The organism is Bacteroides gallinaceum (genome assembly GCF_030373775.1).
GTDB lineage: Bacteria > Bacteroidota > Bacteroidia > Bacteroidales > Bacteroidaceae > Phocaeicola > Phocaeicola excrementipullorum.
Genome location: NZ_JAUDEN010000024.1, coordinates 1 through 22,466, shown reverse-complemented (window position 1 = coordinate 22,466; position 22,466 = coordinate 1). Strand labels below are relative to the sequence as shown.

The 22,466-nt window shown below is 50.2% G+C and carries 23 protein-coding genes and 1 pseudogene; 12 read left to right on the top strand and 12 right to left on the bottom strand.

The features are described from left to right. Positions 1–4 precede the first annotated feature (4 nt). From QUW60_RS12125 to QUW60_RS12085, 9 genes and pseudogenes are all read left to right on the top strand, one after another. Positions 5–394: pseudogene (locus tag QUW60_RS12125) on the top strand (A1S_2505 family phage non-structural protein); the annotation flags it as partial. Continuing rightward, positions 395–1,543 carry a riboflavin biosynthesis intermediates N-glycosidase gene (gene ybiA, locus QUW60_RS15130; RefSeq protein ID WP_353479599.1) on the top strand — a complete coding sequence of 383 codons (1,149 nt, stop codon included), beginning with the start codon at positions 395–397 and terminating at the stop codon, positions 1,541–1,543. It begins immediately after the preceding pseudogene. A 12-nt stretch (positions 1,544–1,555) separates the two neighbouring features. Beyond that, positions 1,556–2,278 (top strand): radical SAM protein, encoded by a 723-nt coding sequence (locus QUW60_RS12115; protein WP_289560796.1) that lies wholly within the window; start codon positions 1,556–1,558, stop codon positions 2,276–2,278. Next, positions 2,262–3,410 carry an HIRAN domain-containing protein gene (locus QUW60_RS12110; RefSeq protein WP_289560794.1) on the top strand — a complete coding sequence of 383 codons (1,149 nt, stop codon included), beginning with the start codon at positions 2,262–2,264 and terminating at the stop codon, positions 3,408–3,410. The genes QUW60_RS12115 and QUW60_RS12110 overlap by 17 nt, the downstream gene beginning before the upstream one ends. A gap of 5 nt (positions 3,411–3,415) precedes the next feature. Then, the gene (gene recD2, locus QUW60_RS12105; RefSeq protein ID WP_289560792.1) at positions 3,416–5,653 is read left to right on the top strand and encodes an SF1B family DNA helicase RecD2; all 2,238 of its coding nucleotides are present in this window, start codon (positions 3,416–3,418) and stop codon (positions 5,651–5,653) included. After that, positions 5,650–7,143, top strand: coding sequence for a Y-family DNA polymerase (locus QUW60_RS12100; RefSeq protein WP_289560791.1), 1,494 nt, complete (start codon positions 5,650–5,652; stop codon positions 7,141–7,143). The genes recD2 and QUW60_RS12100 overlap by 4 nt, the downstream gene beginning before the upstream one ends. Continuing rightward, a complete protein-coding gene (locus tag QUW60_RS12095; protein WP_289560788.1) occupies positions 7,136–7,546 on the top strand; it encodes a hypothetical protein in 411 nt (136 codons plus the stop codon). Before QUW60_RS12100 ends, QUW60_RS12095 begins: the two co-directional genes overlap by 8 nt. Positions 7,547–7,687: 141 nt before the next feature. Further along, positions 7,688–8,149, top strand: a complete 462-nt coding sequence (locus tag QUW60_RS12090) for a helix-turn-helix domain-containing protein (RefSeq protein ID WP_289560786.1) — start codon at positions 7,688–7,690, stop codon at positions 8,147–8,149. A gap of 11 nt (positions 8,150–8,160) precedes the next feature. Next, a complete protein-coding gene (locus QUW60_RS12085) occupies positions 8,161–8,397 on the top strand; it encodes a hypothetical protein (protein WP_289560784.1) in 237 nt (78 codons plus the stop codon). 105 nt (positions 8,398–8,502) lie between these two features. Here the strand turns inward: QUW60_RS12085 and QUW60_RS12080 are convergent, their stop codons facing one another. From QUW60_RS12080 to QUW60_RS12030, 11 genes are all read right to left on the bottom strand, one after another. Then, a complete protein-coding gene (locus QUW60_RS12080) occupies positions 8,503–9,780 on the bottom strand; it encodes a PcfJ domain-containing protein (protein ID WP_289560782.1) in 1,278 nt (425 codons plus the stop codon). 2 nt (positions 9,781–9,782) lie between these two features. Next, on the bottom strand, positions 9,783–10,208 hold the full coding sequence (locus tag QUW60_RS12075; protein ID WP_087207535.1) for a PcfK-like family protein: 426 nt from the start codon (positions 10,206–10,208) through the stop codon (positions 9,783–9,785). Between the two features lie 35 nt (positions 10,209–10,243). After that, positions 10,244–10,549: a hypothetical protein gene (locus QUW60_RS12070; RefSeq protein ID WP_087207595.1), complete on the bottom strand. Its 306-nt coding sequence runs from the start codon at positions 10,547–10,549 to the stop codon at positions 10,244–10,246. Between the two features lie 347 nt (positions 10,550–10,896). After that, positions 10,897–11,439, bottom strand: coding sequence for a hypothetical protein (locus QUW60_RS12065; protein ID WP_087207533.1), 543 nt, complete (start codon positions 11,437–11,439; stop codon positions 10,897–10,899). Beyond that, positions 11,436–11,981 carry a topoisomerase C-terminal repeat-containing protein gene (locus QUW60_RS12060; protein WP_172774775.1) on the bottom strand — a complete coding sequence of 182 codons (546 nt, stop codon included), beginning with the start codon at positions 11,979–11,981 and terminating at the stop codon, positions 11,436–11,438. The genes QUW60_RS12065 and QUW60_RS12060 overlap by 4 nt, the downstream gene beginning before the upstream one ends. 39 nt (positions 11,982–12,020) lie before the next feature. Continuing rightward, positions 12,021–12,758, bottom strand: a complete 738-nt coding sequence (locus QUW60_RS12055; RefSeq protein WP_172774776.1) for a hypothetical protein — start codon at positions 12,756–12,758, stop codon at positions 12,021–12,023. 17 nt (positions 12,759–12,775) lie between these two features. Continuing rightward, on the bottom strand, positions 12,776–13,957 hold the full coding sequence (locus QUW60_RS12050; RefSeq protein ID WP_289560778.1) for a DUF3991 and TOPRIM domain-containing protein: 1,182 nt from the start codon (positions 13,955–13,957) through the stop codon (positions 12,776–12,778). An 18-nt stretch (positions 13,958–13,975) separates the two neighbouring features. Further along, positions 13,976–15,304, bottom strand: a complete 1,329-nt coding sequence (locus tag QUW60_RS12045; RefSeq protein ID WP_289560777.1) for an ArdC family protein — start codon at positions 15,302–15,304, stop codon at positions 13,976–13,978. Further along, positions 15,288–15,518, bottom strand: coding sequence for a hypothetical protein (locus QUW60_RS12040; RefSeq protein ID WP_087251004.1), 231 nt, complete (start codon positions 15,516–15,518; stop codon positions 15,288–15,290). Before QUW60_RS12040 ends, QUW60_RS12045 begins: the two co-directional genes overlap by 17 nt. A 30-nt stretch (positions 15,519–15,548) precedes the next feature. Continuing rightward, entirely contained in the window at positions 15,549–16,874 is a 1,326-nt protein-coding gene (locus QUW60_RS12035; RefSeq protein ID WP_289560775.1) for a MutS N-terminal domain-containing protein, read from the bottom strand. A 12-nt stretch (positions 16,875–16,886) separates the two neighbouring features. After that, a complete protein-coding gene (locus QUW60_RS12030) occupies positions 16,887–17,663 on the bottom strand; it encodes a DUF4099 domain-containing protein (protein WP_289560773.1) in 777 nt (258 codons plus the stop codon). A gap of 89 nt (positions 17,664–17,752) precedes the next feature. Here QUW60_RS12030 and QUW60_RS12025 point away from each other — a divergent pair, with 89 nt between their 5' ends. From QUW60_RS12025 to QUW60_RS12015, 3 genes are all read left to right on the top strand, one after another. Beyond that, positions 17,753–18,346, top strand: coding sequence for a glucosaminidase domain-containing protein (locus QUW60_RS12025; RefSeq protein WP_087207521.1), 594 nt, complete (start codon positions 17,753–17,755; stop codon positions 18,344–18,346). 85 nt (positions 18,347–18,431) lie between these two features. Then, the gene (locus QUW60_RS12020) at positions 18,432–20,483 is read left to right on the top strand and encodes an McrB family protein (protein WP_289560769.1); all 2,052 of its coding nucleotides are present in this window, start codon (positions 18,432–18,434) and stop codon (positions 20,481–20,483) included. Positions 20,484–20,520: 37 nt separating this feature from the next. Next, positions 20,521–21,771 carry a 5-methylcytosine restriction system specificity protein McrC gene (locus QUW60_RS12015; protein ID WP_158098024.1) on the top strand — a complete coding sequence of 417 codons (1,251 nt, stop codon included), beginning with the start codon at positions 20,521–20,523 and terminating at the stop codon, positions 21,769–21,771. Here QUW60_RS12015 and QUW60_RS12010 read toward each other — a convergent pair. Then, positions 21,756–22,463, bottom strand: a complete 708-nt coding sequence (locus QUW60_RS12010; RefSeq protein ID WP_289560809.1) for a TraX family protein — start codon at positions 22,461–22,463, stop codon at positions 21,756–21,758. The genes QUW60_RS12015 and QUW60_RS12010 overlap by 16 nt on opposite strands. Positions 22,464–22,466: the final 3 nt, after the last annotated feature.

The following is a 22,466-nucleotide window of genomic DNA, read 5'->3' as shown; positions in this document are numbered from 1 at the left end:
AAATATGGAATACTTCAGACCCACATATACACCAGAAAGAATCACGAACCTAAGGGCGAATGAGATTTTTGTATTCGGAAGCAATCTGCAAGGAATGCACGGTGGGGGAGCGGCACGTATGGCATACGAAAAGTTCGGTGCCATCTGGGGCAATGGTGTAGGGTTGCAAGGTCAATGCTATGCCATACCGACCATGCAAGGTGGCGTGGAAACCATTCGCCCCTATGTGGATGAGTTCATTGCTTTTGCCAAGGAACGCAAGGAACTGACTTTTCTGGTGACTCCCATTGGTTGCGGAATAGCCGGATTCAAGGCGGAGGACATCGCTCCCTTGTTCAAAGAAGCGATAGTGGAAGAAAACATTGTGTTGCCGGAATCGTTTGAGGAGGTAATCATGCAAAGCCGTCCGTTAAGCAAGGCCGCTATTGACGTGTTGGCAAAGCGGATGCAAGCAAAGAATCCCTATTCCGCAGGTACGCTTTCTCACGGTATCTGGGAACATCAGCACTATTTTGAACTGTTGTGGGGCAGTTATGACCATTATGATTGGCACGAACACTTTGAAAAGTATGGTCTGTGCGAAGACTTTGAAAGAGGAGTGGTACTTACTGATGACCTCATGCACCAACCGGTCAATAAAGAATGGGTGTTCGGAATGTATATGTCGGCCGAGTTTCCACCACAGAAGCTGATGCTGCTGGAACAGTGCCATTATTATAAAGGAGAGCGATTATGTCCTTTTCGTTCACAGATGAAGGGCATGTTGTTTAATTATGAAAGATGCTGGGTGAAGTTCAATCTATTTCCACAAGACCATCCTCACATAGAAGAGGATTTGGATTATTACAAACATTGCGGACTTGCCGACTTATGCCCGGATGACGGTGTGCCCATGTCGATGAAAGCCCTGTTGCTTAACCGCTGGCTTCATTGGGGAGGTGATTTCGCGAATTTGGATAGTTTCAGGGAATGGTACCGCACTTTAGACTATACGAATGTGAATGGAGGATTAAGGAAAGAAGACCTCTATGATATTTCCAATCCGGATTTCTTGTTCTTTTGGGGACATCACGGCAAGCCGGGTGAAACGACCAAAGCCTGTCTCAGCCAATGGTTCCCTTGCAGGTTTACCGTAAATGGTATCCATTACAACTGTGCGGAACAGTTCATGATGGCAGAAAAGGCACGAATCATGGGCGATGAAGATACAAGAAAAAGAATCTTGGCATCTACAGATCCGAAAGAGATTAAGGCATTAGGTAGAGAAGTGCGGAATTTTGACGAATACAAATGGCAAAAGCATCGTATGGAAATTGTCATTACCGGCAATCTGCACAAATTCATGGATAATGAAGAGCTGAAAGTCTTTCTGCTTGGCACAAGAGATAAGATATTGGTGGAAGCCAGCCCCTACGATACAGTTTGGGGGATTGGCATGAAAGAAGATGACCCAGACTGCAGGAACCCCCGTTTATGGAAAGGAGAAAACCTGCTTGGGTTCGCATTGATGGATGTGAGAGAAAAACTCAATAAGATAAAATAAGTAGCATTCACTATGAAATCATCGGACAAGCATCAAGCGTTTCGTCTGGCTCACATCTTTGCCATAGACCGTCTACGGATGGGAACGGACGGCCATGGAATCACTACGTTGGTTTGTTTCATGGGTTGTCCGCTTCGGTGTGCCTACTGTCTGAACAACCGCTGTCATGAGGAAATCTATTCGTATAGCAACAATGGCCTTTCGTTGAAAAAAGAAATCATACAATTGGATGTCAATGAACTCTATGACCGTGTGAAGGTAGACGACCTTTACTTTCAGGCAACGGGAGGTGGCATCTGTTTTGGGGGCGGCGAGCCGACCCGATACGCCAGTTTCATAGAGGAATTTCGTCGGATATGCGGTAATGTCTGGAAAATCACATTGGAAACCTCACTTTACTGTCCTGAAGACACCATCCGACAACTCGCACCGATAGTAGACCATTGGATAGTGGATATAAAGGACATCAACCATGTCATCTACGAACGATATACCGGGCAACCGAGCTGTATCCGTGACCACTCACTGAGCGTACTGCTCCAGACCTGCCGGGTGAAGGATATCACCGTGAAAGTCCCCCTTATTCCTGGTTATAATACGGATAAGGATGTGGACTACAGCCTTGATGAACTGGAAAGAATGGGGTTTACGAATTTTGAATGTGTACGCTACCTTCAAAGAGAATCAAAGTATCACCCTCAAACAAAAGGACTGCAACATGAACGGAAAGGATAAATGCAATTTGCTCAGAGAAATCCGAAAGCGGATAGCCACGCAGTATGGATTGACCTATCAGCCAGCAGAATGCCGCCACGAAGGGGATTGCGCTGGCACATGCCCCAAATGTGACACTGAACTGCAAGACCTGCAAAGGCAATTAAAGGAGAAAGGTATTGAAAATATTGAACTTGACCGGCAAATGGAGGAAATGGTTGACACCTTCAATCCGGGCGGTGATACGGACAATGACCTCATTGCCCTACAAGGTGATGTTGCCCCACCCGAATACAATGACAAAATAGAAATTACAGAAGGTATGCCTGTACCGCTTCCTGAAGGAATGTCCAATTTTCCCGAACCCAAAAAGAAAAGGGCGTTTTTCAAGGAATGTGCTGTTGCCGGCTGGAACTTCCATCATCCGGAAGACTTTTGGGATGAGCTGTATGAAGGTGCGGAGCTAGTCTTGATTCGCGAGCGCGCCAATAAGCATGACCGCAATGCGGTGGCCGTGGCATTAGCCGATGATATGGAAGGTGATACGGAAAATTTTGACTTTGATTGCATCATCGGCTATGTACCACGAAAGGAAAACGAAATGGTGGCGAAAATGATGGATATGGGATGGGGTGACGCCTTTACTGCGGAACTTACCACTGTCAAGGATAATGGAACTTACGATGAACGCTTACGTATGACCATCTATATTAAAAGCAAGATAGAGAGTACGGAAAGTTGGTATGTACAAAAGATGGATAACAGTTCCTGCCAAAACCTTTTGGAATTTCTTTATCAAGATGGTATCACACATTTCCGTTGGGGTGGTTTCCCTCCTTGGGAAAGAGATTTACCCCGAAAAGGTGACAAGGTGGTATTCATTCACCAATGTGGAGCGGATGCTGAACTCTACCTGATGCACACAATTGCCATAGGCGAGGATGCCATGCTTTTCTTGGAGAATCCGGAGGAGGAACTGAACATGGTTGATGATTGCGCCCCGTATGTACTGACGTTGGTCAAAGGGCCGATTATAGTTGACTTGCAGGAACTAAACTTCTTGAGCAACTGTAAAATCGGTTCTTGCCAACCGGAAGAAAAACTGTCTGAAGATTGTATTGCCAAATTAAAAGATTTATTCTTAAAAAAATAACGTCTATGCCCAAACTTCGCTGTGTAGTGGAACGCATCACCTATCAGAATCCGGAGAACGGATATTCTGTCATGAAAGTCAAGGTGAAAGGTTATGACGACCTTGTGACCTTGGTGGGCAACCTGTTGGAGGTGCCTGCCGGAAGCGTGTTGCTGTGCGAAGGTGACTGGAAGGTGGACAAGCGTTATGGCAGCCAGTTCGTCTGTCAGACTTGGGAGGAAGTGATGCCTGCCACTGTCTATGGCATTGAGAAATATCTGGGAAGCGGTCTGGTGAAAGGAATCGGGCCGAAGTTCGCCCAACTCATTGTGAAGCAGTTCGGGCTGGATACCATCGAGGTGATAGAGACCGACATCGAACGGCTGTATGAAGTGCCGGGCATCGGCAGGAAGCGTGTGGAGAAAATCCGCGAGAGCTGGGAGAAGCAGAAGGACATCAAGAACGTGATGCTTTTCCTGCAAGGCTATGGGGTAAGCACGGCCTATGCAGCCAAGATATACCGCCAATACGGCAAGGAGAGCATCGACAAAGTGAAAGAGAACCCTTACCGCCTGGCGGATGACATCTGGGGCATCGGCTTCAAGACAGCTGACGGAATCGCAGGGAAGATGGGATATGAGAAGAACGACCTGCGTCGCTGCAAGAGCGGCATCATCTATACCTTGAACCAACTGGCCAATGAGGGACACGTGTATGCCGAGGAGGAGCAGCTGGTGAAAGCCGCCATCTGTCTGTTGGAAGCGGATGAGGACTCCATCCGCAAAACCCTGACCGACATGGCACGGACGGAAGACCTGAAGACAGAGGATGAAGCCATCTACCTGCCTCCGTTCTACTTTGCCGAGGTGGGCACGGCCAACCGTCTGCTTGCCCTGCTCCGTGAATCGGAAAGCAATCTCTTTGCGACCCGGTTCAATGCAGCGGAACTGTCCAAGGAAACTGGCATCACGTATGACGAGGTGCAGTTGCAGGCCATCGGGGAAGCCCTTCGCTCCAAGGTTATGGTGCTGACTGGCGGGCCCGGCACAGGCAAGACCACTACGACCCAAGGTATCATCGCCGCACTGAAACATCTGGGGCTACGCATCCTGCTGGCCGCTCCCACCGGACGGGCTGCCAAGCGGATGAGCGAGGCTACGGGCATGGAGGCCAAAACCATCCACCGCCTGCTGGAGTACAATCCGAAGGACGGCTACAAACGCAACGAAGAGAATCCGCTGGAAGGCGACGCGCTCATCGTGGACGAATGTTCCATGATAGACATCATCCTGATGAACAATCTGATGAAGGCGGTCTCCACTTCCATGCGCCTCGTCATGGTGGGCGACATCGACCAATTACCCAGCGTAGGAGCCGGCAACGTACTCCGCGATATTATCGACAGTAAAAAGATACCCGTCATCCGCCTGACGCGCATCTTCCGGCAGGCACAGTCCAGCCGCATTGTGATGAGTGCCCACGCCATCAACCAGGGCCGTTTCCCCGATACCAGCAACGGCAAGGACACCGACTTCTTCTTCATGCAACAGGAAGCCCCGGAGAAGGTAGCCGAGGAAATCGTGAACCTCGTGAAGAACCGCCTGCCCAAAGCCTATCACCGGAAAACAGCCGACATCCAGGTGCTGACGCCCATGCAACGGGGAACAGTAGGTGCGGCTAACCTGAACATGGCCTTGCAGCAGGCACTGAATCCTTCGGGTGTGTCGCTGAACCGTAGTGGTTATTTGTTCCGCCAGGGTGACAGGGTGATGCAGTTGCGGAACAATTATGACAAAGATGTGTTCAACGGAGACTTGGGTTTCGTAGAATCGGTCGATTTGGAGGAGCGCACCTTGTCCGTCAACTTCGACAGCAGACTGGTGGAATACGATGCTTCGGAACTGGACGAGCTGACGCTGGCCTATGCCACCACCATCCACAAGTCGCAAGGTTCGGAATACCCCATCGTGGTGATGCCCGTCTTGATGACCCACTATGTGATGCTGCAGCGCAACCTGATTTACACGGGCATCACCCGTGCCAAGAAGATATGCGTACTCATCGGTACGAAGAAGGCACTGTCGTTTGCCATACGCAACATGACGGTGCTGAAACGCAACACGAGACTGAAAGAGCGGTTGAACCCGGCACTGGCGCAACCGGCATCGTCCAAACAGATACGGCCCTACATTTTAGAAAATCCAACGGATGAAACTGCCATTGCCGCCGAACCCACGGTGGGCTATAACAAAGGAGACCGATGAACATGCATTCCGGACGCCAATACATAGCCATTGACCTGAAGTCATTCTACGCCTCGGTGGAGTGTGTCGAACGGGGACTTGACCCGCTCGACACATGCCTGGTCGTGGCCGACCCATCGCGGACGGAGAAGACCATCTGCCTGGCCGTGTCGCCCGCGCTGAAAAGCTACGGCATCGGCGGCAGGCCACGGCTGTTCGAGGTGGTGCAGAGGGTGCGTGAGGTGAACCGGCAGCGGGGACGCTCCGGGAAGTCCCACTCCAAAAAGGAGCTGGACTCGCGTAAGGAACTGGCCGTGGACTATCTGGTGGCACAGCCGCGCATGGCACATTACATCCAGTACAGCACACGCATTTATGAGGTGTATCTCCGCCACATCGCCCCGGAGGACATCCATGTCTATTCCATCGACGAGGTTTTCATGGACGTGACGTCCTACCTGAAGAATTACCGGATGACGGCTCACGAGCTGGCCATGAAAATCATCCGGGAGGTGCTGGCCGAGACAGGCATCACCGCCACCGCCGGAATCGGTACGAACCTTTATCTCTGCAAGGTGGCAATGGATATTGTGGCCAAGAAAATGAAGCCGGACAAGGACGGTGTGCGTATAGCCGAGCTTGACGAGATGACCTACCGCCGTCTGTTGTGGGAGCATACACCGCTTACGGACTTTTGGCGCGTGGGGCGTGGAATTGCCGCACGGTTGGCCACCTACGGCATCCTGACAATGGGCGACATCGCCCGCTGTTCCATTGAGCGTGAGGACTTGCTGTATAAACTGTTCGGGGTCAATGCGGAACTGCTGATAGACCATGCCTGGGGATGGGAACCTGTGACTATGGACTTGATAAAGGCATACCGTCCGGAAACAAACTCAGTCAGCAGCGGACAGGTGCTCCAGTCGCCCTATACGGCAGTCAAGGCACGGAATGTGGTACTGGAAATGGCGGACAGTGTCTCACTCGACCTGGTGGACAAGAAACTGGTGACCGACCAGCTTGTGCTGACCATCGGCTATGACACCGAATCGCTGACGGACAGGGATATCCGGGAAAAGTATCAAGGCAAAATAGCGACCGACCGCTACGGCAGACAAGTCCCTGTTCATGCCCACGGAACAGTAAACATGGAGCGTCCGACCTCTTCCGAAACAATCCTCATGGAGAAGGCCGGCGGACTGTTTGACCGCATCGTAAACCCCGACCTGCTGGTGCGCCGCATCACCCTGTCGGCAAACCATCTTATGCACGAGACGGATATACAACCAGACAATAGAGCGGTACAGCTCGACCTTTTCACCGATTACGAGAAGTTGGAAAAGGAATGGAAAGCCGAAGAAGAGGTGCTGGCCAGGGAACGCCGCCGTCAGGAAGCCGTGCTACAGATAAAGAAGAAGTTCGGCAAGAACGCCATCCTTAAAGGTTTGAACTATGCGGACGGAGCCACCCAGCGGGAACGCAACCAGCAGATAGGAGGCCACCATGAGTAGATATGACGACATCATCAATCTTCCGCACCATGTTTCCAAGACCCGGAAACCGATGCCAATGATAAACCGTGCCGCCCAGTTCGCGCCATTCGCCGCCTTGACCGGCCATGACGAGGCGATAGCCGAGACCGCACGGCAGACCGCTCCGAGGCGGATACTGTCATCGGACGAACAGGAGATACTGTCCAAGCGGCTGGCTTATGCCATTGACCACATCGGTGAGCGTCCCAATTTTACATTCACCTATTTTATTCCTGATATTCAAAAGGAAGGAGGTCGGTATGTAAGCACTTCCGGAATATTACGAGCATATGATGATTTTGAAAAGAAAATTGCATTGGAAGATGGAACAGTCATTCTTGTTGAGACTATAGTTTCAATTTCTGGAGATATGTTAGACTAGTTCAATCTTGAAAATAGATGATATATTGAGATTTGTCATACCAAAATCATATATAAATCGTAATCAAAAGAAATAATTTATGGTTATCATATTTGCCAATTAAAAATTATCTTGTATATTTGCGACATAAAAGAAAAGAATATGGTTCAAGGATTATCTTTTGTATCAAAATCCAATGGACAGTCAGAAATCAGACTGATTCATGATTCGGGAGAAACAACTGTATTGTTGTTCAATTCGACATTTCCATTACAAGCAGAAGACTGTTATGTAAAAGCGATTCATGAGCTTTTCAATGTTCATTCTGACATATCTCCATATGACGAATTGCTGGGACTTTTTACATGGTGGTTCACCAAGCATAATTTGGAACAGCCATTATTAGTCGGAACGTTCAATGATAATGAAAGAAAAAGAATAGGAAAACGAATTAGGGAAATCCGTGAAGAAAAACGGATTGAGGCTCGCCAGCTTTCTGCTATAACCGGGATAAATCCAGCAAATCTTAGCCGGATTGAACAAGGAAAAGTGTCCACAGGTTTGGACATTCTTTCCAAAATAGCCAATGCTTTAGGATATAAATTAGATTTCGTAAAACAATAAAATCATCAATTATGGAAGTAAAACAAATTAAATGTGGAAAAGTTAGGGACGGATTTGATGCCCTCACCAGTCTTTGTGAGAAAGAAGCGCAAAAGCTTTGTACGCAACTTGACATTCAACCCAATACTACGGTTGAAGTATCATTTTGGACAAAAGATTTCCCGGAACTTATCGGTGTTGGGAAATTCACTGCGGATGAGAACAGTAATATCACTTTTGTTTTGGATTATTCAGAATCTACACTCTAATAAGATATTAAGTGATAGTTCATTGAGTTGCGTAAGCAACCCGATTTTGAAAAGTCCCCGACCCGCACCTCACGGTGCAGGCCGGGGTCAGAACATTTCAAGGAATTATGCCGGTGTCCTCGCCTCCAAAAAGCGGTAGGCGTTGGCGTTTACAAGTCCTACAATCCGGTCGTGGTATTCCGTGTTGGAGTTGCACAGCCCACGGCTTTGTATGACCTTGCCCTGGCTCAACGAGAACTCCACGGTCTCGATGCGGTTGCCTTGGCGGTCGTGTGCCGACAGGATAACGCTGTCCGCCTTGGCGTAATACTCGCATTGGAACACGCAATGGTGAAGGCTGCTTCCCTCGGCTTGGAAAGCCTCGATGGAGTCAAGCACGGATATTTCAATGTCATTGTCGCTGATGACAATCCCGAAGTAGCGTGACTTTTCCCTGTAAAAGTCCGCCTCCCTCGCCTTGGCTCTCAACATCTGTTCCCTGTCTCTACGCTTCTCCTCCGCCTTGTTCCTTTTGTCCAGCCAATGGTCATGGGCGGCTTTTAGGTCTTTGGGGCAGATATACTTGGCGTTGTGGATGTCCTTTCCGCATTGCTCCAACAAGCGGACGGTATCGCACCACAGGCCGTAGTCGGACGGGCGGTAATGATGCCGTGCGGCCACCTTGTACGACTGCCAATATCCGTCCAAATCAAGCGGACGGCTCACGAAATAAGCCACGGCCTGCAAGTCCTTGGACTTCATCATCGTCTCTATCCGGCTGTCCGTCAGCAACGCCTTCATCAGCCTTGCCGGATGGCAATCATCGGGAAGCCTGCCTCTCATGCCGTTGCGCCTCAGTTCGGGAAGCACCTTGTAACGGGGGTAAACGTATGTGTCGGAAATCACCCAATGCACCTCGGACAAAAGTTTCAAGTCAATATCTGTACACCAATTAAAGCTGTCCACATACCAGCCCAAAGTCCTCGCCCTTGATGTCACCGCAATTCTGCCCTCGGCATTGAGCCACAGGCGGCACACCTCCATGCAGGACGTTTTCAACATCATTCCTTTCCGGCATACGGCTCTCAGCAGGAACACACGCTGAACTTGCAAGCCGTCCACCACTTCAAGGGAAGAGAAATAGGCGGACTGCACTTCCTTGCGCTTCAACGTGTCCCTTACCTGCAAGCGGTGTCCGCAATGAGGGCAACATACCGTCTTGCCTTTCCCTTTATGGTCAAACTTCGCTCCGCAGTCACCGCACGTGCAGTTATGGCCGGACGTGCGGAATGCGATATGTACAATAACATTACTTACAGCCCATTCAACAGCTTTGGGGCTGAGGGCGGTCAGCTTCCCATTGGAAGCCGCCACCGCCTTTTCAAATCTGTTCCTCGGTTTCATGCTCAAAAGTTGTCAAAGAGTGATAATGTCGGTTGGCTCTCCGGTTGCGGCTTGTGGGCTTTCGGCCTCGCATTGCGTGCCTGTATCTTGCGCAGCTCCTCGTCCTGATAGCGTTTGAGCGCGAGTGCCCTCTGTTCCGACTTTTCCTCCTCCGTCAGTTCAATATGATGGTTAACCACCACACTGCACTGCAACGGCTTGCCTATTTCAAGGTCAGGCTCGTCTATGGCGTGTACCGCCATTGAATATATCTCGCTGTCCGAGAAACCACAACAGCCGGAGTTTTTCACTTCGTGTAGGATAAAAGTCACCACATCGTCAATGGTGCGTGCCGTGGTTTCATACTTGGCACGGAAAAGCTCATCTTCCTTTGCCCTCTGGTCAAGATAACTCTTGATAATCTCCTTGAAATGTTCTGTTCCTTTCATATGTCCTTGTTTTTACGTTGATAAAATCCATACGGTTAAATCGGCAGTCCTGCCAGCAGTTCCAAAAATGGTATGGTGTTGATGTCCCTGTCGAAGCGCACCTGCCAGTCCGGCCTTGCCAGTAAGGACGGCATGAACTTCTTTACGACAAACCGCTCATTGTCGTTTGAATAACAATCTATTATAGCGAAGTTTGCTCCGTCCTTGCGGATGTGGGCGAAAAACGGCGGCATACCGCAGAAGCACTTGCGGACGCTTTCCCTGTCCCACAACAAGGTAAGCTCATAAATACAGCCCTTGTAGCTGACACTTTCCTCTCTGTCAATGAGTTTTATTGCCATAACGTCTGAATTTTGAAGTTCTAATCTTTTTCCCTTTTGTTTGAAGCCTTGCGGCTTCCGCTCCGGGATTTTACGGTACGGCATGACGGAAGGCGCAAGGGGCAAAAGGCGGACGTGACCAGTGGAAAGAGGCCGGAATACCCGATTTGGCACAAATCGCGGAAGGCTGCCGGACGCTTTCCACGCAGGCAAGAGGAGCGTCGTTCGCCGCCGCCACGGCCTTCCGTTGCTTTGTAGCGGAAAATCTGCCGGAGCGGAACGCCCATAGGTTCAAGAACAGGAAATCCCGATGCCATAACCGATGACACCGAGATTTCAATATATCCAGGAATAAAATTCTTAGCCTTCTACGGCAAGGGTATCTCAAACGACTTCACCACGCATTGCGCCTCCTTGTCCAGAATGAACCAGTATTCAGAATGATAGCCCTGTCCGTCCGCGTCCACGCCCTCGAAGTCAACCTTGACCTTCCAGCCGCTGAACGGTTGCGGACTCCCGTCAAGCGGGCCGCCGAAGTCCATCAGCCGCCTCAGGCCCGACATGGCTGACATCTGCCGCTCCATCAGGGCGGCCGTTTCCTTGTCGTCCGGGTCGAAGTCCTCCAGCCCGTCCGTCGCTTCCATCACCTTCCTGTTGATTTCCACCATGGCCATGGAAAGGGCCATCTTCTCCTCCTGCGTGATGTAGGTATGCCCGAACACGGAATCCGGCTTGCTGACAGCCAATATCCGTATGGATTCGGGATTGTCCACCGATGCCCTCAATGCCTTTTCGGCCATGTCCGCCGCACGGTCATTCAGATTGTCCGAACAGCAGACAAGACAAAACACGCCGCTCCAGAACAGCACGATGGAGGCGAGTATTATCCCAATCTTCATCCCCGGTCTCATATCTTCACAATTTGAAGTTTGTCCGGCGACACGCCGAGCCGTTTGCGGTAGATGCTGCCGTCCTCACGGTACATCTCCAGTTCCGAAGAAGTGATGCCCTTCTCGCAGATTTCCTTGGCTTCCTCCAGGGTGAGCTGGTGCCCACCGATGTTGCGCCAGATGGCGAAGGAGCAGGGCGCATTCTGATTGGCATAGTTGGAGCAGTTGAACGCCCGGCTTCCCACACGGATTTCTCCTCCGCAGTGCGGACACCTGCCGATGACCGGCTGCATCAGGATGTTGCCGTCATCGGCAAGCTCCAGCACGGTCGGGAACGTCTTGCCCTCCTTGCTGGCGAAGCCGTCCAGCAGGATGCGGCGTTTCTCCAACAGTACCGCCACCTCCGCGTCCGCCATCTTGCGGTTGCCGATGATGGCGTTGATGTTCAGTACGCAAGAGGGGCTGTCGCCGATGTTATGCTCACAGCGGTACCCTTTGCAGGTCTTGACCACGTTGCCGCCGCACAAGGGGCAGCGGCCGATGATTTTCTTTTCTGTTTCCATTGCTGTATGATTATGGTACACTATTTTGATGATAAAATCCTAATTGAATCCACGCTTCCAGTCGGCCACGATGCCTCCGATAATGTTCTTGCCGGACATCACATTGGCCCATCCTTCCGGGTCGAGCGAGAACCAGAGGTCGTTCCACGAGAGCGTGCGCACCTGCCAGGCCAGGATGAACAGGTCGGTGTTGATGGTTTCAAGCTTGGTCACCACCTCGTTGGCGATGTAATAGCGTTCTGAAGAGTCCAGCAGGTTGACCTTGTGCTTCTCGTTCTTCCCGTCAGCCCCTGTCACATCGTAACTGCCCGAAGTCACGAGCTGTTTCATGAACGGATAGAGCGCCGCCATCTGCGTGGCCGCGTCCGTCAGCTCGTCCGACACGATGGCCGCTATCGCCGTGCCCTTGAGGTTGCTCCCCACCGATTTGAGCAACAGGTTGCAGTTCTGCGGTATCTCGGTCGTCACCAGTTCCCCTGCACGTTTGATCTGGTAAAGGTTCTGTACTGCACCCTGCGCATTGGAGAGGTATTCCAACATCTTATTCTCCACGCTGTGCACCCGGTCGAGGGCGACCGTCACGGCGGCTTCGGCGGCGATTATCTTCTCCTGCGTCTTCCTGCGCTTGTCGTGCAGGCTTTTCAGTTCCAGCGTCTGTGCCGTCACCGCACCGGCCAGTGCCGGATCTATCTGTTGGGCGAACGCCGGAACGGTATGGCCTCCGGCCAACCACAGGGCCAACGCCCCGGCGGCCATTTTCAGTCTGATTGCTTTCATATATGTTCCATGTTACGTTACATTTTGAGATTACCTTTTCTCCGTTCCGCCAGATTCCGGTCGCGTTCCTCCTTGCATGGGGCGAGAACCGGAGCCAGTGGCTTGTTTAAGAGGCAGTCGTTCCAGTCCTTGAACGACTTGGGCGGCAACCATTGTCCGGTGCGATAATGGACGGGCAGATGTGCGGCAAGCTGTGAGGACAACGCCTTTACCGGATTGACGGTGAAGCTTTTGCCCCCAGCTTCCACTTGCAGGCCGCCCTCCGCCTTGCTGATTCTCATCGGGATGCCCTCCAGCAGGCCAATCATACGAAGCCCGTAGATGCGCCCGGCGATGTCGTTGTCAAAACAGTCGAAAGCCTTGGCGTTCGGGAAACGGTTCATTGTTCCGATAATTTGGTTGTCGGAAAATGTTCCTCCGAGGGAGACCAACGCCACATCCGGGTGCAGTTGCCCCTTGTTCATCTGGTGGAAAGCCATCGCGTCGAAGGCGGACTCACAGAAGAACACACTTTTGACGGCTTCCGAGTTGCCGCCGGAAAGGTCGGCCACCCATGCCGAAGAAGAAGAGTCCGTGCCTGCGGCTTTCGACTTGTAGCCTCCGTAACCGCGTATCTCGTAACCTTTTACCAGATCGTCAGCGCCGGTATAGGGAAAGCCGATGTTATAGCCGTCAAAATTCCCGTTCCGTCTGTCCCGTATGAGAAAAACGAATGGGGCAAATTGTCTGACCGTTTCATCGGATATTCCACGCTGGCGGAAGATCTGAGGAATGCGCTCCACATCTATTTGCCTCACTTCATAGCGTGAGGCATCAAAAACTGATGCAGCCTTGACAGATTTCAGGTATTCCCAATCCTCATGGTATTCCGGTTCGGGCATATTGGCGAAGCGTGCCATTACCTTGGCCGTCTTCTGCCAATCGTCCTTGCCGGTGACGAGGAAGGCACCCAGATTCTCACGGATAAGCGTAAGTACATCCCCCTTGGAGCCGTCCCGGCGGAAGAAAGTCTGGGCGGCCCTGTCATTGGGATGGCTGACGATGATTGTGTCACGTTTCTCCCGTCCGTCACCCAATACCAGCTCGATGTAACGCCCCACACCGGCCTTGCGGTCAAGGCGGTAGCCGAGGGCGTAGGCCACATCGGTCACGCCGACATGCGCTTTGAGTTCCTTGAAGTTTACCTTGAAGTCCGGCATATCGTATTATAGTTAGGATTAAATACTCATCTTGGCGCTTGCAGCCTGCGTCCTGCCCATCATGGCAATCTCCGGCCCGAATGTCTTGCGTGCCGTCATGTTCAGGAAGGCCGCCTTGTCCTTGTAGTCCGTAAGCTGGAAGTAAGTCCTGGCCGTGCCTTTTGATACCTTCTTCAGGCCCAGTTCCACGCCGTCATACGAGGCACGGATGGCGTAGTCGCCGCCTCGTGTCTTGACGATGGCCGCGTTCCTGAACGGCACTTCCTCGTTTGGGTCAAGCGGAACGAACGGGTTGTTCTTGGCCAGGTAAGGTTGCTCGTTCAGTGCCAGCCGCTGCCTGTCCACATGGTCGAGTATCATGTCTGAAGCCCTGTTCACGTCCGCCATGACCGAAACGATGAATTTCGGTTCCTGCTTCAGTACGCCGATCCACGAGTCCAAGTAGGCGGCCGAGTTGTCCGTTACCTTCTGGTCAAAGCCCATCGAATGGCTTATCATCGCCGCCGTCAGTTCGGCGACAAGCTCCTCCTTGGCGTACTTCGGGTCGCCGAATCGGCCCATGCCGTCGCGGTTGAGCCTTTCCGGCGTCATAGTCGAGTGCGCCATCTCATGCAGCATGGTAGAATAGTATTCCATACCGCCACAGTATGTTTCTTCCGGCGTGCCGCCCGTGTTGAACTGTGCCTTCATGGGAACCACCACGATGTCGTGCGAGGGGGAATAATAGGCCCCGTCCACACGCTTGTCCGCTTGTATCGGACAGACCCAGCCCTGCGTTTCGACCATCCTGTCAAGCGCGGCGTGGGCGTACATGCCTTCCGTGTCGTGGAGTTCGGGTATCCTGAACCTGTCCATGAGCTTTTGCATCCGTTTGGGCTGCACTTCGGCCAGGTTGGTCTGTGCCACGTTATACACGGGGAACGCCTTGATGAACGGGATGACCTCCATGCCTTCCTTCTCCTCCTTGTTCATGGCCCGGTATTCCTCCGAACTGACCTTCTTGCCGTCCTTGTCCTTTACGAGCATGTCCCAGTAGATGACGGGAAAGGCCTTCTCGCCTTTGAGAACGTGGGCTTTCAGGTTGTGCGCCTGCTTGAAGGTGAGGAACACGGGCAGGTCGTAGCCGTTGGCCGCCGTATGGAGCTGCAGGAAGAAGGAGTTGGAGCCGGAATAGTTGCGTCCGCCCACGTTCTGGGGCAGACCCGCATATCCCGACGCTCCGCCTATCCAGCCCTTCTTCCAGTCGGACGCCTTCATCTGCTCCATGCGCCCGATCATCATCTCGGCGAAGCGGTCTATGGCCGCCTGGCCGGAGTTGGCAGATGCCGGGTTAGTTCCAGATGCCATAGTCCCCGTCGTCGATTAGCTGGCGTTCCATCTGCATGATGTCCGTCTGTTCCACATAAAACTCGGCGGACTCGTCCGACGGGTCCGTGCCGTGCGCACGGCACCACTCCAGATAGTCCTGTTCGCTTTCGCCCTCCAGCACGAAGCGGAGATAGCCTATCTTGCCTTCCTGGAGGAGTTCAACCAGCTCCTCGTGTTTTATTGCTTCTGACATAATTATGTTATTTTATTATGAGTGAGTGATTTACATTTTCATTGAGTTTGATTTCTCCAGCCTGTTGGTCTGGGCCGAGAGCAGCCCGTTGATTTCCGGGGTGAGGTACTTGGCCGCAATCTGCTCGCGTGTGGCGGTACGGGTCTTGAAAAGCGAATAGCCGTCGTCAAAGGAGATTTCATGCCGGGCGGTCTTGCCCTTGTCGCCCATGTCCACATACACCTTCCACTTGTTGTCGGTGTGGTCTTTCGCCACACGGACGCCCTTGGGGTCAACGCCTTCGGGAAGCCGGTACTTCTCGTAGGCGGACTTCAGGTGCAGCCGTTCGCCGAAGTTCTTCTCGATGAGCTGGTTCGGGGTCATCACCCGGTCGAAGTAGGCGTTCAAGTCCTGGCGCGAGGCCACGGCGGACATCCTTGCGCCGTCCACCTGGGCATAGAACTTGTACCGTCCGAAGTCGGGACGCTGCTCGTCCTTCTCCTTGTAGACATTGAACTTCTCGATGGCTACCGCACCTTCCGCGCCCTCCATCTGCCGGGGGAACCTGTAGGTGTCCTCCGGCACTTTCGGCATCAGCTTCGTCGGGTAGTAGCGTTCCATCAGTTGCGGCACGGTCAGCTCCTTCTTCTGGTAGGCGGCGAGGTCGGCGGCATCCATCTTCTGCGGCTTGAGCTGCTGCCCGTCAATTTTTGCGGTGAAATACCAGTCCTCCGGGTTGTCCTTGCCCTGGTAGGCATGGCCGTGGGTCACCTTGCCGCCGTCGGCCGTCACCATCTGCGGCTCGCGCGGCTTGCGTTCCTTCTTCGCCTCGGCCTGCTGTTCCACATTGGCGTCCGCCTTCGCTTCAGCTTTCGGTTTCGTACCGGTCTTTTGTTCCGTATTTTTCTGACGGGCAGGTTTCTCCTTCACTTCATTGGAGTCAGTTTGGACAGGCTTGTCCTGCACGGCCTGGTCTTTCTTTTTCTTTGCCATATCAGTATTGTTGGGTATGATTTCTTCTTTTATCTTTAACTTTTCTCCGGCTCCTTGTATGGGCCGCTCATCCTTTTTCAGCTTGGGAGTTTCGAGTTGGTCACAGATGGCCACCCTCTGCCCGGAGCGTATCAGTTTAGGAAGATATACATCCAAGGCGTGATAGGGAAACAAGGTGTATTTGACGGGGTCTTTCTCACCGGGAAAGACCCTGCTGGTCAGCGTGATGGCCAGTACGGCGGCGGCCTTGACCGCATCCTCCCTGTACATCTCGTAGAAATCCCCCTTCCGGAAGAGGAGCATCGCGTCGGGATGCTTCTGTTTCAGCGTGTCGAACTGCCGCAACATGTCTGCGGCGTTTTCCTGTTCTTGCTTCTTTGCCATAAGCGGACGGATTTAGCGTTTGAGACTTTGGCTGACATTCTCTTTGGGAGAGTGCAGCTTCATGGCACGTTCCTGCGACTGCCTGTCCACGACCTTCCGGTATTCCCAACGGTTGCTGTCGGTCTGTACCAGTCCGAGGTATTCAGGGTGCAGCTCGTCGTAGCGCAGCTTCTGCTGGCGTTCCCATTCCTTCAGGTCGCCCTTGATGATCTTGAAGCCTTGCGGCTCCCTCAGGTCAACGCCGACCGACACCTTCTCGCCGCCGACATTGAGTTCCACGGGCTTGCCGTCGCGCACCTGCTGCTTCTGCTGCGTACCCAGCTCGATGTCGTTCACCTTCTCCATGTCCTTCAGCTTCTGTTCCAGCCGAATTTCGGTCACACGGCGGTGGATGACGGAACGGGTCTCAGGGTCGAGCTGGAGGTACTGCCGGGTCTTTTCGCCGTCCACATCCACGGCTTTCTGTATGACTTCGCCTTTTTTGAGGCGTTCCGCTTCCTGTTCAGTCAGGCCGAGAGCCTTGTTGCGTTCCGTTTCAAGAATTGCCCTGACGGGATAGGCCATCAGGGCCGGGTTGCCCTGCCGGTCTGTCACCAGCTGGAGTTTGAGCGGCAGCGTGACGGCGTTGCCGTTCTGTGCGCGGATGGAGACCTGCATGAGGGGCGTGACCTCGCCGGAGAGCAGCTTTTCCTTCACCTCTTGCGGAAGAAGGTCTGCCTTCTCCTTGTCGATACCCAGCATCGCCAGCTTCCCGTAGGGCAGCGTTTCGGATAAATTTCTGTTGTCCATTTCGTTATACTTGTTTTTACGGGTTAATTTTGCGGCCGGAACCGCTTGAACACCCTGCAAAAGTATTTTCACCCAAACGAGAAAAAGAAATGCACAACACTATTCTGTCGTTCCTGATGCTGTTGCTGATGCCCCTTAGCGCATCGGCACAGTTCTATACCATCACCAAAGAGTCGGAGTTAATACCCGGCTCCGGAAACAGAATGATGAAAACGACTGGAAAAGAGAATGATACAATCAACAATGATGCGCAAAGTGTCAGAAATGACACCCTGCATATTCATGTGGCGACAAAAGAAAAGAAGAAGGGAATAGGCCAAAAAGGTGACAAAAGGACATCCCCAAAATCCATGCCTCCCGAATTGACTATCCCCAACCTCTATGCGGAAATCATGCGCAACGGCATACGACATCCGAAAATCGTATTGGCGCAGGCTATCCTTGAAACCGGATGGTTCACCTCCCCGGTATGCAGGAACAAGCATAACCTGTTCGGCCTGACCAATCCACGGACAGGAAAATATTTCGAGTTCGGGCACTGGACGGAAAGTGTCATGGCTTACTATACAAAGGTGCAGTACAAGTACAAGGGTGGCAACTACCTGCTCTGGCTGAGGAAAATCGGATATGCCGAAGACCCGAACTATACTCATTCTATCATTTCTATTTTGCGAATGCTATAACTTTGAATTCAAAAATAATTAGAAAATTATTATCTTTGCAATAGCATAAAGTAAAAGCTTATATGTCAATAAAATAGCACTATAAATGGAATTGAATGAAATTGATGCTTCAAGTATTAAGAATATTTGTGGTAACATAATGGCAGAATCAGATTTCTGGTATCAAAAGGCCATTGAGGCATGGACGCAATGGAAAGATATGTCTATAACAGACAATGAACTCCAAAATTTGCTCTCCATAAAATATGATGATTTTTGCAATTCGAATGATCAGAGGATTGCGGAGATTCGAAAAAATCTGTTTACCGCTGTGGCTTATTTTGATGCTAAATCAAAAGACAAGGATACATATAACTGCTATCCTGACAAACGAACTGTTGCCAGAACAGGCATTCGCCAGGACGATTGGGTTACGCGGTTGCTAAAATACAAACTTAACAATGCAGACATGACTCCAGGAATCAAAAACTTGGTGGACTATTTGGATAATCCTCGCGACAATTTTCCAATTATAAGTGAACCGCACAAAAGAAAAATTTATAATTATTTCATCGGCGAAAATGTAGTTCCCTATAGCGACAAGCAATTTAATTTGGCTATGCGCAATAAATTTCAAGGAGTAATAAAGTGCGTGAACCCCGACAACTATACTGCGGCAGTGACAAAGCTAATTTATTATTTGCGCTCCAAATGGGATGAAAAGCCCGTTGAAATCATTAAAGGCTTGTTCGTCCATGAAAGAGGTGACAATTGGAAACAAGAATTTCAAAAAGAAATAGGTAATGGAAAAGGATGTCTTTGGTGGCATACCTTACCAGTAAGCTATAGGAAAGAAATAATGGAACAACTGTCAAGCATTATTGATGATGGAGGCAGCTTTGATTTCTATTATGTCAAAGACAATAAAGCTAAATACAAGGCAAGAGTCATTGATTTTGCCACCGCCGAGAACTATGCCGAGAAGTATAACGAATGGAAGGCAGATAACCCCATTTGGATAGAGGAGGATTTGTCGGATTACAATGATGGCGACCACTTTGCAGCCATAGTGTTTTTTGTTGACAAATTTTGCGAACTGAAAGAACAAATTAGCCTTGACAATTTTGTAAGATATAAAAATATGAAATACAGCAATCGCACAGGAATTGCTGCGTTTACCCGAATAATAAACGAAGATATTAAAAACATGCAAGACGAATATAAGAAAGAGATAAAGGAAACGGTCAACCTGCTTCTCACTGAAAAGAATCTTATCCTGCAAGGTGCTCCAGGCACGGGAAAGACATATAACACGGCTGTAATCGCCGTAGGCTTGATTGATGCTTTGCCTGATGGTGAAGGGTTTGATTTGCCAATGAATGTATCTGACCACAGGCAAATAATGGAACGCTATAATGAGCTTCTCTCAAACAAGCAGATAGCATTTTCAACCTTCCACCAGTCAATGGATTACGAGGATTTTATAGAAGGATTGCGCCCAAAAGTCCTGAATGAACAGGTTATCTATGAAATACATGACGGCATATTCAAAAGGATTTGTAATGTGGCTGAAAGAAATCCCAAAAAGAATTTTGTCTTAATCATAGACGAGATCAACCGTGGCAATGTATCAAAGATATTTGGCGAACTGATAAGTCTGATAGAGAAAGACAAACGCAAGAGTGATGACAGCATCCACGGCCTGACAGCCATCTTGACATATTCCGGCGAGTCTTTTGGCGTTCCGGCAAATCTGTATATCCTGGGCACGATGAACACTACTGACAGAAGCACGGGCACGCTCGACTATGCCTTGCGTCGCCGTTTTGTGTTCAAGACAATGAAGGCCGATGAATATGTGGTGAAAGCCCAAGACAGGGAAATAGCAGACGTGGCCTCAAATCTCTTCACACAGGTAAAAGAGTTTATTGTGAAATATAACAGCGGCGACATGGAAATGGACGATTTGATGATAGGTCATAGTTATTTCCTTGCATCCAATATAGGACAATTGCGAAACAGCCTTGAATATAAAATCAAACCTCTCGTAAAGGAATATGTAAACGATGGGATATTGCGTTTGCCGAGGGGAAAAACCTTGAACGACACTTTCGCATCTTGGTCGAACTTGTTAGAAAATGGTGAAGATGCAGGCTAAAACTATAATAGAGCACGAATGCGTCAAATTCCCAGACATGGAATTTCCCCAATACGACGAAAAGCTGAAAGATGGATTTTGTCTTAATCCGTCGGCGGCACAATTCGACCGCAGGTATTTTCTCCAATTTAATCCGCTGGATAACACGCCTGGCTATGCAGCATCATACGTGGTTGGTGCCCAATGGGTTGAGACGGAGGCCTGTGGAAAATTACCAATTGCCGTGTTGCCGAAAATCCCGAATGTTGATTATCTTGAAATGTTCATGCAATGTTTCAATAATCCAGATGAATACGAATCATTCCATAAGATTTATGACATAGACTTTGAATCAGAAACTATGGAGTGTGAAACACTTGAAAGCATTTTATCACCTTTGCTAATAGTGCAATATGTTAATATTGTGCAGCAGCTTTTGCACAAAGGTTTGAGGAAAAGCTATGTGCCTAAATCGGAAAATCTTTACAAAGTTAGGGGGCGTATTGCCATGAGCGTAAATCTTAAAATCAATACTTTGAAAGGCAGACAGCACAAAATTTTCTGCAAATACCAAGAATATACGAATGATACAATAGAAAACCGCATAATCAAAAGGGCGTTAAATGTATCAAAAGACATTGTTGGCAGACTGCGCAGTTCATCAGTGGCCAAGCTTGACACAATAATCAATGCTTGCCTCTCCAAGATGTCTGATGTTTCTGACTGTGTGAGCCTTAGCGAACTGAAACAAGTTAAATACAACGTCATATATCGGGATTACAAGGAAGTAGTGAACATGGCTAAATACATCCTAAAACGGTATGACTACAATATGAGCGAAGAAAAGGGTCGTACAAATGCAAACATACCACCATTTTGGATTGATATGCCATTGCTGTTTGAACATTACATTGGTGGGATACTGGCCATATCATACCCTGATGACATAATTTACCAAGCAAAAGGTAAAACAGGTTATCCAGACTTTCTCAGCAAGACTACACAGGCGATACTTGATACGAAATATATGCCACAACTCGATGAAAAAGACCCTGAGACAGACATCATACGCCAATTGTCCGGATATAGTAGGGATTGTGAAATTTTGGATTTACTCGGTGCTGATTATAAGACAATCATTCCATGTGCTTTCATTTACCCCGATGCAAAATCAACAGAAAATGGTAATACAGTGTTTTCGCACCCTTTGACGGAATTATTGTCTCCTGGTTCGGTATATGCTGTTAATAAGCTCACTGATTTTTACCGTATAGGTGTAGGGCTTCCAAAAACTTATACAATTGAGTAGCTTATGATTACTAATATTAACAACATATGAATTGGGTAAAAGACATAGAAGGCATATTTTGCGAAGTTGCCCTTTACAAAGCCCCTTGTCCCGTCATAAAGTGAAATTACGGAGCAAGCCAGCAATGTTCCGATGATGCCATAATGCGCCATGAGCGGAAAGGTGAAAACGAGTTGCAACAGCCTTGTGTTTTGGTTGTATCTTTTGTTCCCGAACAGGTGGAACATGAGTATCACGACAATGCCACGCCACCCATAGTCCAAGCCTGAAACCTCCGCCGACAAAGCGGCAAGCAGGACTGAGGCGATGGCCAACGCCCTGCGTTCCCTCATCCATTCGAAAGCAGCCATCGCCGCCACGCCTAAGGATAGCGTGAACATCACGTTGTGCGTGCCGTCAGCTCCTCCAAGCAACTGCCACGGCACTTCGCTGACCACGGCGAAGCCAAGCAGCGTGAGGAAGTATCGCACCCTGTCGCGCGTGTGGGCATACCCCTCAGCCACCAAAAGGGCGAAAACCGGGAAGGCAACGCGCCCGAAACAACGCATCGCCCAGTAAACAAGTGTCCCGCTTTCAAGGAAATAGTAAGCGCAATGGTCGACCACCATCGACAGGACGGCAAGTACCTTCAACGCACTACCACTCAGCCAAAGCAGTTGGTGGATTAAAACCTTTTTCTGACAAACCAGCATATT

Excerpts from the sequence above, each read along its gene's own strand:
- QUW60_RS12115 (WP_289560796.1), top strand. The coding sequence starts at position 1,556 with ATGAAATCATCGGACAAGCATCAAGCGTTTCGTCTGGCTCACATCTTT.
- QUW60_RS12025 (WP_087207521.1), top strand. The coding sequence starts at position 17,753 with ATGCACAACACTATTCTGTCGTTCCTGATGCTGTTGCTGATGCCCCTT.
- QUW60_RS12065 (WP_087207533.1), bottom strand. The coding sequence starts at position 11,439 with ATGAGACCGGGGATGAAGATTGGGATAATACTCGCCTCCATCGTGCTG.
- ybiA (WP_353479599.1), top strand. The coding sequence starts at position 395 with ATGCAAAGCCGTCCGTTAAGCAAGGCCGCTATTGACGTGTTGGCAAAG.
- QUW60_RS12040 (WP_087251004.1), bottom strand. The coding sequence starts at position 15,518 with ATGTCAGAAGCAATAAAACACGAGGAGCTGGTTGAACTCCTCCAGGAA.
- QUW60_RS12055 (WP_172774776.1), bottom strand. The coding sequence starts at position 12,758 with ATGAAAGCAATCAGACTGAAAATGGCCGCCGGGGCGTTGGCCCTGTGG.
- QUW60_RS12045 (WP_289560777.1), bottom strand. The coding sequence starts at position 15,304 with ATGGCATCTGGAACTAACCCGGCATCTGCCAACTCCGGCCAGGCGGCC.
- recD2 (WP_289560792.1), top strand. The coding sequence starts at position 3,416 with ATGCCCAAACTTCGCTGTGTAGTGGAACGCATCACCTATCAGAATCCG.
- QUW60_RS12080 (WP_289560782.1), bottom strand. The coding sequence starts at position 9,780 with ATGAAACCGAGGAACAGATTTGAAAAGGCGGTGGCGGCTTCCAATGGG.
- QUW60_RS12030 (WP_289560773.1), bottom strand. The coding sequence starts at position 17,663 with ATGGACAACAGAAATTTATCCGAAACGCTGCCCTACGGGAAGCTGGCG.
- QUW60_RS12095 (WP_289560788.1), top strand. The coding sequence starts at position 7,136 with ATGAGTAGATATGACGACATCATCAATCTTCCGCACCATGTTTCCAAG.
- QUW60_RS12085 (WP_289560784.1), top strand. The coding sequence starts at position 8,161 with ATGGAAGTAAAACAAATTAAATGTGGAAAAGTTAGGGACGGATTTGAT.
- QUW60_RS12050 (WP_289560778.1), bottom strand. The coding sequence starts at position 13,957 with ATGCCGGACTTCAAGGTAAACTTCAAGGAACTCAAAGCGCATGTCGGC.
- QUW60_RS12090 (WP_289560786.1), top strand. The coding sequence starts at position 7,688 with ATGGTTCAAGGATTATCTTTTGTATCAAAATCCAATGGACAGTCAGAA.
- QUW60_RS12060 (WP_172774775.1), bottom strand. The coding sequence starts at position 11,981 with ATGGAAACAGAAAAGAAAATCATCGGCCGCTGCCCCTTGTGCGGCGGC.
- QUW60_RS12015 (WP_158098024.1), top strand. The coding sequence starts at position 20,521 with ATGGAATTTCCCCAATACGACGAAAAGCTGAAAGATGGATTTTGTCTT.
- QUW60_RS12020 (WP_289560769.1), top strand. The coding sequence starts at position 18,432 with ATGGAATTGAATGAAATTGATGCTTCAAGTATTAAGAATATTTGTGGT.
- QUW60_RS12100 (WP_289560791.1), top strand. The coding sequence starts at position 5,650 with ATGAACATGCATTCCGGACGCCAATACATAGCCATTGACCTGAAGTCA.
- QUW60_RS12110 (WP_289560794.1), top strand. The coding sequence starts at position 2,262 with ATGAACGGAAAGGATAAATGCAATTTGCTCAGAGAAATCCGAAAGCGG.
- QUW60_RS12070 (WP_087207595.1), bottom strand. The coding sequence starts at position 10,549 with ATGGCAATAAAACTCATTGACAGAGAGGAAAGTGTCAGCTACAAGGGC.
- QUW60_RS12010 (WP_289560809.1), bottom strand. The coding sequence starts at position 22,463 with ATGCTGGTTTGTCAGAAAAAGGTTTTAATCCACCAACTGCTTTGGCTG.
- QUW60_RS12075 (WP_087207535.1), bottom strand. The coding sequence starts at position 10,208 with ATGAAAGGAACAGAACATTTCAAGGAGATTATCAAGAGTTATCTTGAC.
- QUW60_RS12035 (WP_289560775.1), bottom strand. The coding sequence starts at position 16,874 with ATGGCAAAGAAGCAAGAACAGGAAAACGCCGCAGACATGTTGCGGCAG.